General features: G+C 71.2%; 10 protein-coding genes. 2 read left to right on the top strand and 8 right to left on the bottom strand.

Annotation, left to right across the window (positions count from 1 at the left end; translation table 11 throughout):
- The 7 genes from FV223_RS12845 to FV223_RS12820 form a co-directional block, all read right to left on the bottom strand.
- Positions 1-323: hypothetical protein (locus tag FV223_RS12845; RefSeq protein WP_147727416.1), on the bottom strand; the 323-nt coding region annotated here is incomplete at its 3' end.
- Positions 320-466, bottom strand: coding sequence for a hypothetical protein (locus FV223_RS30380; protein ID WP_187274827.1), 147 nt, complete (start codon positions 464-466; stop codon positions 320-322). The genes FV223_RS12845 and FV223_RS30380, both read right to left, overlap by 4 nt.
- Positions 467-669: 203 nt before the next feature.
- Positions 670-1,107, bottom strand: a complete 438-nt coding sequence (locus FV223_RS12840) for an EamA family transporter (protein WP_147727417.1) — start codon at positions 1,105-1,107, stop codon at positions 670-672.
- 13 nt (positions 1,108-1,120) lie between these two features.
- A complete protein-coding gene (gene crcB / locus FV223_RS12835) occupies positions 1,121-1,489 on the bottom strand; it encodes a fluoride efflux transporter CrcB (protein WP_147727415.1) in 369 nt (122 codons plus the stop codon).
- A 210-nt stretch (positions 1,490-1,699) separates the two neighbouring features.
- Positions 1,700-3,955 (bottom strand): xanthine dehydrogenase family protein molybdopterin-binding subunit, encoded by a 2,256-nt coding sequence (locus FV223_RS12830; protein ID WP_147727414.1) that lies wholly within the window; start codon positions 3,953-3,955, stop codon positions 1,700-1,702.
- Between the two features lie 7 nt (positions 3,956-3,962).
- Positions 3,963-4,976, bottom strand: a complete 1,014-nt coding sequence (locus FV223_RS12825; RefSeq protein WP_147727413.1) for a xanthine dehydrogenase family protein subunit M — start codon at positions 4,974-4,976, stop codon at positions 3,963-3,965.
- Positions 4,973-5,500 carry a (2Fe-2S)-binding protein gene (locus tag FV223_RS12820; RefSeq protein WP_147727412.1) on the bottom strand — a complete coding sequence of 176 codons (528 nt, stop codon included), beginning with the start codon at positions 5,498-5,500 and terminating at the stop codon, positions 4,973-4,975. Before FV223_RS12820 ends, FV223_RS12825 begins: the two co-directional genes overlap by 4 nt.
- Positions 5,501-5,802: 302 nt before the next feature.
- Here FV223_RS12820 and FV223_RS12815 point away from each other — a divergent pair, with 302 nt between their 5' ends.
- Positions 5,803-7,188 carry a M20/M25/M40 family metallo-hydrolase gene (locus tag FV223_RS12815; RefSeq protein WP_147727411.1) on the top strand — a complete coding sequence of 462 codons (1,386 nt, stop codon included), beginning with the start codon at positions 5,803-5,805 and terminating at the stop codon, positions 7,186-7,188.
- A 27-nt stretch (positions 7,189-7,215) separates the two neighbouring features.
- Here the strand turns inward: FV223_RS12815 and FV223_RS12810 are convergent, their stop codons facing one another.
- A complete protein-coding gene (locus FV223_RS12810) occupies positions 7,216-7,917 on the bottom strand; it encodes a ParA family protein (protein ID WP_147727410.1) in 702 nt (233 codons plus the stop codon).
- 347 nt (positions 7,918-8,264) lie between these two features.
- Here FV223_RS12810 and FV223_RS12805 point away from each other — a divergent pair.
- On the top strand, positions 8,265-9,125 hold an 861-nt coding region (locus tag FV223_RS12805; RefSeq protein WP_147727409.1), incomplete at its 3' end, for an SMP-30/gluconolactonase/LRE family protein.

The raw sequence follows: 9,125 nt of genomic DNA, 5'->3' as shown, positions 1-9,125 counted from the left end.
GAGGCCGCCGATGATCGCCGAATCGAATCGGTGCCGCTGCGACGAGTCCCGCGGGCAGGCGGCGGTCGAGCAGGCGCTTCCAGCACGATCAGGTCGGTGTCCGGGTCGGGCACCCAGCCGCAGGTGCAGGTCGTGCCGGCGCCGTGCGCCGCGGCGATCTGGCCGTAGAGCACGCCGATGGTGCGCGACGCGGCTTCGAGGGCGGCCATCACCGACAGGCCCTGACCATCGAGGTCGTGCCAGAACGCCCGCGTCAGCGCCTGCTCGACCGCCGCCTGCCCGCGGGACTCGTCGCAGCGGCACCGATTCGATTCGGCGATCATCGGCGGCCTCCGAGGCGGCGCCCCCGCTTCGGCTGCGGGCTCGCCGCGACGTGGTCGATCAGGTCCGGCAGGCGGTGCAGGCGCAGGCCGAGACATGAGCCGTCCCACCACGCCACCGTCACGCAGGCATCGATCAGGTCCATCACCCGTCCCATTCCGGCCTCCAGCGCTCGGCGGGCACGCCACCTTGAAAGCAAGGCGGAAGTACATCGCCGGAGAACGCTCTAGCAGGGATGGAAATCGACAATCAAGCGACGTCGACAATATTGGAAACGTTGTAATTTCAATCTTCGTCGGGCGATATCGAAGTTTATAGTTGAAACGATTCCATGGTACGCCGCAGCCGTCATGCACCGATCGCGACCAGGACGGCGCCGGCGGCGATCAGCGCCACGCCGAGCCAGTTGGTCGGGCTCAGCGTCTCGCCGAGCAGGACCACGCCGAAGATCGCCACCAGCACGACGCTGAGCTTGTCGATCGGCGCGACGCGGGCGGCATCGCCCAGGGACAGGGCGCGGAAGTAGCAGAGCCACGAGGCGCCGGTGGCGAGCCCCGACAGGACGAGGAAGACCGCGCTCCGCCCCGGGATCCGCGCGAGGTCGGCCGCCTGGCCGGTGACGGCCACGATCGCCGCCGTGAGGCCGAGGATCACCACCGTGCGGACGAGGGTGGCGACGTCCGACGGCACGCCGGCGACGCCGACCTTGGCCAGGATCGCGGTGAGCGCGGCGAAGGCCGCCGAGAGCAGCGCCCAGAAGCGCCAGGACTGCATCAAGGCTAACATCACGCCGGGCCCGTCACAGGATCGCGCGCATCAGCAGCAGCCCGGCGAACAGGCCGGCGAGGCCGAGCACGACCGAGCCGACGATGTAGATCGCCGCCGCGCCGGCCTGGCCGCGCTCCAGCAGCATCACGGCCTCAAGCGAATAGGACGAGAAGGTGGTGAAGCCGCCGAGCACGCCGGTGGCGATGAACAGCCGCAGCGGCTGCCCGCCGCCCCGCAGGGCGAACCAGCCGGTGAACAGGCCCATCAGCACCGAGCCGACGATGTTGATCGCCATGGTGCCGTAGGGAAAGCCCGACCCGAGCCGCAGGGACGCGGTGCTGACGCCGTAGCGCGCCACGCCGCCGATCCCGGCACCGACGAAGACGAGGAAGAGGTTCATGACGACCGCACGGCCCGAGGATTCGGAGCGGGCGCCGTAGCACATTCGGGACCGCGGCGACGGCCCGCATCCGGGCCGCCGGCTTCGGACGGGCGCCCGGGGCCCGTCGCGATCTCCTCGCAGGCGAACGGCCTCGGCCGCGGCGGGTGCCGCGGCCGAGGCCGTCTCGACCGGACCGTCGCCGAGCGGACGTCGCTCGGGCCGGGTCCGCTAGCCCAGGATCTTGTCGACCGTGATCGGAAGGTTGCGGATGCGCTTGCCGGTGGCGTGGAACACGGCGTTGGCCACCGCCGCCGCGGTGCCGACGATGCCGATCTCGCCGAGCCCCTTCACGCCGAGCGGGTTCGCCTTGTCCTCCTCGTCGACGAAGATCACGTCGATGTCGTGGATGTCGGCGTTCACCGGCACGTGATACTCGCCGAGATTGTGGTTCATGAAGCGGCCGATGCGGTCGTCCATCATCGACTCCTCCTCCAGCGCCGAGCCGATGCCCATCACCACGCCGCCGAGGATCTGGCTGCGCGCGGTCTTGGGATTCAGCACCTTTCCGGCCGCGATCGCCGAGACGACGCGGGTGACGCGGACCTGGCCCAGCTCCTCGTCCACCTTCACCTCCACGAAGATCGCCGAGTGGGTGTAGGCCTCGTACTTGGCGTTGAAGTCCTTGTCGGGGGCGGCGTTGGCCGTGGCCTCGACCTTGTCGACGCCGGAAGCCCGCAGCACGTCGACCAGAGCGACGCTGCGCGCGGGGTCGCCCGCCACCGCGATGCACCCGTCGGCGAAGGCGACGCGCTCGAAGTCGACGTTGGCCAGCGGCGAATCCTCCATCTGCCGGGCGAGCTTGAACACCTGCTCGCCGACGTCGCGGCAGGCCTTCATCACGGCGGTGCCGGACGAGGCCGCGGTCCAGGAGCCGCCCGCCACCGGCGCCTCGGGCAGCGCGGTGTCGCCGAGCTTCGTCGTCACGTCCTCCATCGTCAGGCCGAGGGTGTCGGCGGCGATCTGGGTGAGGATCGTGTAGGTGCCGGTGCCGATGTCGCCGGTCGAGTTGCCGACCTCGAGCTTGCCGTCGGGGGTGAGGATGGCGCGGGCGCTCGTCTGCATCATCATCGATTCCCAGACGCCCGACGCCATGCCCCAGCCGACGAGCTCGCGGCCCTCGCGCATCGAGCGCGGCTCCGGGTTGCGCCGGTCCCAGCCGAAGCGCGCGGCGCCCTCCGAGAAGCAGCTCTTCAGCGCCTTCGAGCCGAAGGGCTTGTTCTCGGCGGTGGCGTCGGCCTCGGTGAAGTTCTTCAGGCGGAGCTGGATCGGGTCGAGGCCGCTCGCGTAGGCAAGCTCGTCCATCGCGGTCTCGATCGCGAAGACGCCGGTGACGGCGCCCGGCGCGCGCATGTCGCCGGGTGTGTAGGTGTCAAGCTTGGCGATCTTGTAGGTCAAGAGGACGTTGTCGCAGCGGTACATCACGCCCGACCAGTTCACGACCACCTCCTGGTAGTCCTCGAAGGTCGAGGTCGCGCCGACCGCGTCGTGGCGCAGCGCCAGGAGCGTGCCGTCGCGCTCGGCCCCGAGGCTGATGGTCTGCAGCGCCTCCGGCCGGTAGGTGATGCTCCACATCTGGTCGCGGGTCAGCACCACGCGCACCGAGCGCTCGAGGTCGCGCGCGGCCAGCATCGCCAGGAAGAGCTGGTATTGCGGGCGCAGGCCCGAGCCGAAGCCGCCGCCGAGATAGGGGTTGAGCACCCGCAGGTCGTCCTTGGCGATACCGAACACCTTCGCGAGGTAGGCATGGCTGTTCGAGACGCCCTGGACCTTGTCGTAGACCGTGTACTTGCCGTCGCCCTCGAAGATCACCGTCGAGGCGTGGGGCTCCATCGGGTTGTGATGCTCGGTGGCGAGGCGATACTCCTGCTTGAGCTGGATCGCCGAGGCGTCGAACGCCGCATCCGCGTCGCCCCAGGGCTTGGGCGGCGGCTTGATGCCGTTGCGCCGCATCGGCGGCTCGTAGGCGAAGGCGTTGGCGGCTTCGAGATCCGTCAGCGGCTCCTCGACCTCGTAGTCGACCGCCACCAGCGCCGCGGCGTGGCGGGCCGTCTCGAAATCCTCGGCCAGCACCAGGGCGATCGGCTGGCCGCTGTAGTGGATCTTGTCGTCGTACAGGGCGCGGAAGGGCGAGCCGGGGGGCGCGACCTGATCCTGGTAATTGTAGTCGAGCCAGGCGGTGCGGGTGCGGTTCTCGTGGGTCAGCACCTTGACGACGCCGGGCACGGCTTCGGCCTTGCCGGTGTCGATGGTCCTGATCCGGCCCTTGGCGATGCCACTCGACACCACGTAGCCGTGCAGCAGGTCGGGGGCGGCGAACTCGCCCGCGTACTTGGCGAGGCCCGTCACCTTGGCGGGGCCGTCGACGCGGCTGCGGGCGCTGCCGACGAACGTGTCCCGGCCGGTGGAGGAGAAGGTCTGGGTCATCGGGGGCTCACTGGATGCGCTTGTCGGTGATCGATTGCGGCGTGCCGGCGGCGGCCTGCTCCAGGCCGCGCACGATGGCGCGCCGCGCCAGCTCGACCTTGAAGGCGTTGCCCGCCTGCGGCTGGGCCTCGGCCACGATCAGGTCGGCCGCCGCCTGGAAGCTCTCGCGGGTGGCGGGCTTGTCCTGCAGCAGCGCCTCGGCCTCGCGGTTGCGCCAGGGCTTGTGGGCGACGCCGCCGAGCGCGAGGCGGGCGGTCCGAACCGTGTCGCCGTCGAGCTCGAGGGCGGCGGCGACCGAGACCAGCGCGAAGGCGTAGGAGAGCCGGTCGCGCAGCTTCAGGTAGGTGACGTGCTGGCCGAAATCGCGCTCGGGCAGGTCGACCGCCACGACGATCTCGCCGGGCTTCAGCGTGGTGTCCTGCTCCGGGGCGTCGCCCGGCAGGCGGTGGAACTCGGAGAAGGGAATCGCCCGGTCGCCGTCCGGCCCGCTCACCTGCACCACCGCCTCCAGCGCGGCCAGCGCCACGCACATGTCGGAAGGGTGCGTCGCGATGCAGCTCGGACTGGTGCCGAAGATCGCGTGGATGCGGGTGACGCCGCCGATCGCCTGGCAGCCGGAACCGGGCTGGCGCTTGTTGCACGGCGTGGACGTGTCGTAGAAATAATAGCAGCGGGTGCGCTGGAGCAGGTTGCCGCCGGTCGAGGCGGCGTTGCGCAGCTGCGCCGAAGCGCCGGCCAGGATCGCGTTCGACAGCAGCGGGTAGCGGGCGCGGACGCGCGCGTCGTAGGCGACGGTGGCGTTCGTCGCCAGCGCGCCGAGGCGCAGGCCGCCGTCGTGCTCGACGATCTCGCCGAGCGGCAGGCGGGTGATGTCGACGAGGCGGCCGGGCCGCTCGACGTCGTACTTCATCAGGTCGATCAGGTTGGTGCCGCCCGCGATGAAGCGGGCCCCGGGCGCGGCGGCGAAGGCCTGGACCGCCTCGGCCACGGTGTCGGCGCGGACGTAGTCGAAGCGGTTCATCGGGCTTCCCCCTGCATCACGTCCTCGATCGCGTCGACGATGTTGGTGTAGGCGCCGCAGCGGCAGATGTTGCCGCTCATCGCCTCGCGGATCTCGTCGCGCGAGTGGGCGTGGCCCTCGTTCATCAGGCCGACCGAGGAGCAGAGCTGGCCGGGCGTGCAGTAGCCGCACTGGAACGCGTCGTGCTCGATGAAGGCCTCCTGGATCGGGTGGAGCCCGTTCGAGCCGGCGCCCGCGTTGGCGATGCCGGCGAGGCCCTCGACGGTGGTGATCTCGGCCCCGTCCTTCATCACCGCCAGCGCCAGGCAGGAATTCACCCGCGTGCCGTCGACCAGCACCGTGCAGGCGCCGCACTGGCCGTGGTCGCAGCCCTTCTTGGTGCCGGTAAGGTCGAGGTGCTCGCGCAGCAGGTCGAGCAGGGTGGTCCAGGGCGCGACCTGAAGCTCGCGCGGCTGGCCGTTGATGGTGAGGCGGATGCCGATCCGGTTGTCCGCCGCGACGGGCGAGCCGCTTTCGATGAGCATGGGGCGTTCCAAGAAAAAGGGGTTTCCGCACGAACCGCGCGGGGGAGGGCGACCGACGTCGGGCACCGCCCGGTCTCGCGACGGGTCGCGGGACGTATCGCAGGACTTGCGTCCGGCCAGGCTGCGCGATCGCAGGACTTGCGTCCGGCCAGGCTGCGCGACGGCCGCCGTTCCTCCCGATAACGGTTCCAATCTGCGGCTGTTCCCCGGGGCGGGCGATCGCGCTGCGGGCGAAACGGTTTCCGTTTGCGCACGCCTCGGCTAACCCTGGGCCGGACAGCCGAACCGTCCCAGGAGCCCCGATGGCCGCCCTCGATTCCGTCCTCAACGACATCGACAAGGATCTCGACAACGCCCTGGAGCGCCTGTTCGCCTTCCTGCGGATCCCGTCGATCTCCACCGATCCAGCCTATGCCGGCCCGTGCCGCGAGGCGGCGGCCTGGCTCGCCGCGGACCTGACGGCGCTCGGGTTCGAGACCTCGGTGGAGGAGACCTCGCTCCATCCGGTGGTGCTGGCGCACAAGCCGAAGCCGGGGGCGCCGCACGTGCTGTTCTACGGGCACTACGACGTGCAGCCGGTCGATCCGCTGGCCTTGTGGGAGACGCCGCCGTTCGAGCCGCGGATCGCCACCGACGCCAAGGGCAACAAGACCATCGTCGCCCGCGGCGCCTCGGACGACAAGGGCCAGGTGATGACCTTCGTCGAGGCCTGCCGGGCGCATCTGGCGATGAACGCCGAGCTGCCCTGCGCGGTCACGATCCTGATCGAGGGCGCCGAGGAGAACGGCTCGCAGGGGCTGCCCGAATGGGTGGCGCAGAACAAGGACCGGCTCGGCGCCGACGTCGTGCTGGTCTGCGACACCTCCATGTGGAACCCGACGACGCCGGCGATCACCTCGTCCCTGCGCGGGCTCGCGTACTTCGAGGTCGAGGTGACCTGCGCCGACCGCGACCTGCATTCGGGCTTCTTCGGGGGCGCCGCGCGCAACCCGATCCACGTGCTGTCGCGGATCCTCGCCGACCTGCACGACGCCGACGGCCGGGTGACGCTGCCGGGCTTCTACGACGGGGTGCACGAGCGCCCGCCCGAGGTGCTGGAGCAGTGGCGCGGCCTCGACTTCACGCCCGAGAAGTTCCTCGGCCCGATCGGCCTGTCGGAGCCGGCCGGCGAGCGCGGCCGGCTGCTGATCGAGCTGGTGCAGTCCCGGCCGGCCTGCGACGTCAACGGCATCATCGGCGGCTACACCGGCGAGGGCACCAAGACGGTGATCGCCGGCAAGGCAAGCGCCAAGGTCTCGTTCCGCCTCGTGGACGACCAGGACCCGCAGAGACTCGCCGAGACCTTCGAGGCGTTCGTGCGCCAGCGCATCCCGGCCGACTGCTCGGTGAACGTGATCTGCTACAAGGGCTCGCGCGCGATCAGCCTGCCCTTCGACATGCCGGAGCTCGAGACCGCCCGCGCCGCGCTCGCCGACGAGTGGGGCGTGCCCGCGGTGACGGTGGGCGCCGGCGGCTCGATCCCGATCGTCGGCGACTTCAAGCGCCTGCTCGACCGCAACACCCTGCTTATCGGCTTCGGCCTCGACGACGACCGCATCCACTCGCCGAACGAGAAGTACGACCTGCGCAGCTTCCACAAGGGCACGCGCTCGTGGGCGCGCATCCTGTCGGCGCTCGGACGGGGCTGACCGCCGCGCGCGCGGCGGGGCACGGGGTCAGTCTGCCGGCACCGGATGCCCCATCTTCGCGTCGATCCACGCCCAGAGCGCGCGGATCTCGGCGGCGGCCTGGCCCCCCGGGGCGCGCTCGGTGACGCCGAGGCCCATGGCCAGGGCATCCTGGTGGTCGACCCGCTGGATGATGCTCGGCTCGGCGAGCACGCCGAGCGTCCGCATCTGCGCGGCATAGGCCTCCGTCCGCGGCGATGGCGGCGGCGGGCATTGGTTCAGCACGAAGGCCAGCTTCCGCCGCATCCCCAGGCCGACCAGGGCCTGCAGCGTAGGCCCGGCCGCGATGAGATCGAGGCGGGAGGGACGCACCGGCATCAAGACCAGGTCGGCGATCCGCAAGGCGTGGGCGACCCCGGCCATGGCGCCCGCGGTATCGACGACGGCGAGCGTCGCGCCGTCGTCGGCGGCTTGAACGAGGACGTCGTCGAGCTGCCCGATCTCCCAGGGCTGGATGCGGTCGACCGCGACCGAGCCCGTCGCGCGCATCGCCCCCCAGGACGCGAGAGAGCCCTGCGGATCGAGGTCGAGGGCGATCACGCGCTCGCCCGCCTCCGCCGCGGCGACGGCCAACGAGGCTGCGAGCGTCGTCTTGCCGGTGCCGCCCTTCTGCACCGCGACGGCCACGACCCGGGGCCGCAGAAGGCCGCTCCCGATCGGCGGATGCGGGTGGGATCCTTCGAGGGCCATGTGCGTCCCGCCCGTTCGATCTCGATCCATGCGCGGCGCGGTCGTGCTCCGCGGCCGTCCGCGACCTTCGCGGAGGCGAGCGGGGTGGGACCGATTCGCCACAGGAATCCATTCCGCCACCTGCCCGCAGGGAGGTGCTTATGGGAGGATAGTCGGATATGCCAGCGGTTCTCGGCCGTCGGCCATGCCGAATGCGCACGACCGCCAGCCCGAGGATCCCCACGCATTCCGAAGGTCCGCGCGGCACGCGTCGGTCCCGGATGCGGGCGCGGATCGGATCCGGGATCGCTTGCGGGCCTTGGGCGTTCACCCGGTCCCGGGTGATGGGCTCGGGTCCTTGGAATGCCATGCCGAACCTTCACAGACGCGTCGTCCTCGCGGCCGGCCTCGGCCTGCTCGCGGCCTCGACGGTGCGGGCAGCGGGCGCGGTGGTGCGGGTCGACGATCCGCGGCTCGACGCCCTGATCGATCCCGCCGCCCCGATCCGGACGCTGTTCGACGACGGGCGCTGGTGCGAGGGGCCGTGCTGGGCACCCGGGCTCGGCGGGCTGGTGTTCAGCGACACCAAGGCCAACCGCATCCGCGTGCTCGCCGACGACCGGTCGGTGAAAACCCTGTTCGACCCCTCCGAGAACGGCAACGGCAACACGCTCGACGGGCAGGGGCGGCTGATTACCTGCGAGCACCGCACCCGGCGGGTGGTGCGGCGCGAGCCGGACGGGACGAAGATCGTGCTAGCGGACGCCTTCGCCGGCAGACGCTTAAACTCGCCCAACGACGCGGTGGTCGCCGCCGACGGGGCGGTGTGGTTCACCGACCCGGTCTTCGGCATCACCCAGCCCGAGGAGGGCATCCTGGCCGAGCCCGAGCAGGGTGCGCGCCGCGTCTACCGGGTCACCGCGCCGGGCACGCCGGCGGCCAAGGTCGAGGCGATGACCGACGCCCTCGACCAGCCGAACGGCCTCGCCTTCGCACCCGACGGGCGCACCCTCTACGTCAGCGAATCCGGCGCGTCGCTCAACCCCGAGGCCGGCCGGGCCGTGATGGCGTTCTCCGTCGGCGCGGACGGCCGGCTCGGGCCGCCGCGGACCTTCGCGCCGATCGAGGCCGGCGTGCCCGACGGCCTGAAGGTTGACGGCGCCGGGCGGGTCTACGCCGCCTGCGGCGACGGCATCCGCATCTTCGCTCCCGACGGCACGCCGCTCGGC

This window comes from Methylobacterium sp. WL116, from assembly GCF_008039455.1.
GTDB lineage: Bacteria > Pseudomonadota > Alphaproteobacteria > Rhizobiales > Beijerinckiaceae > Methylobacterium.
The sequence above is the reverse complement of the archived record's forward strand: the minus strand, read 5'-3'. Positions and strand labels throughout refer to the sequence as shown.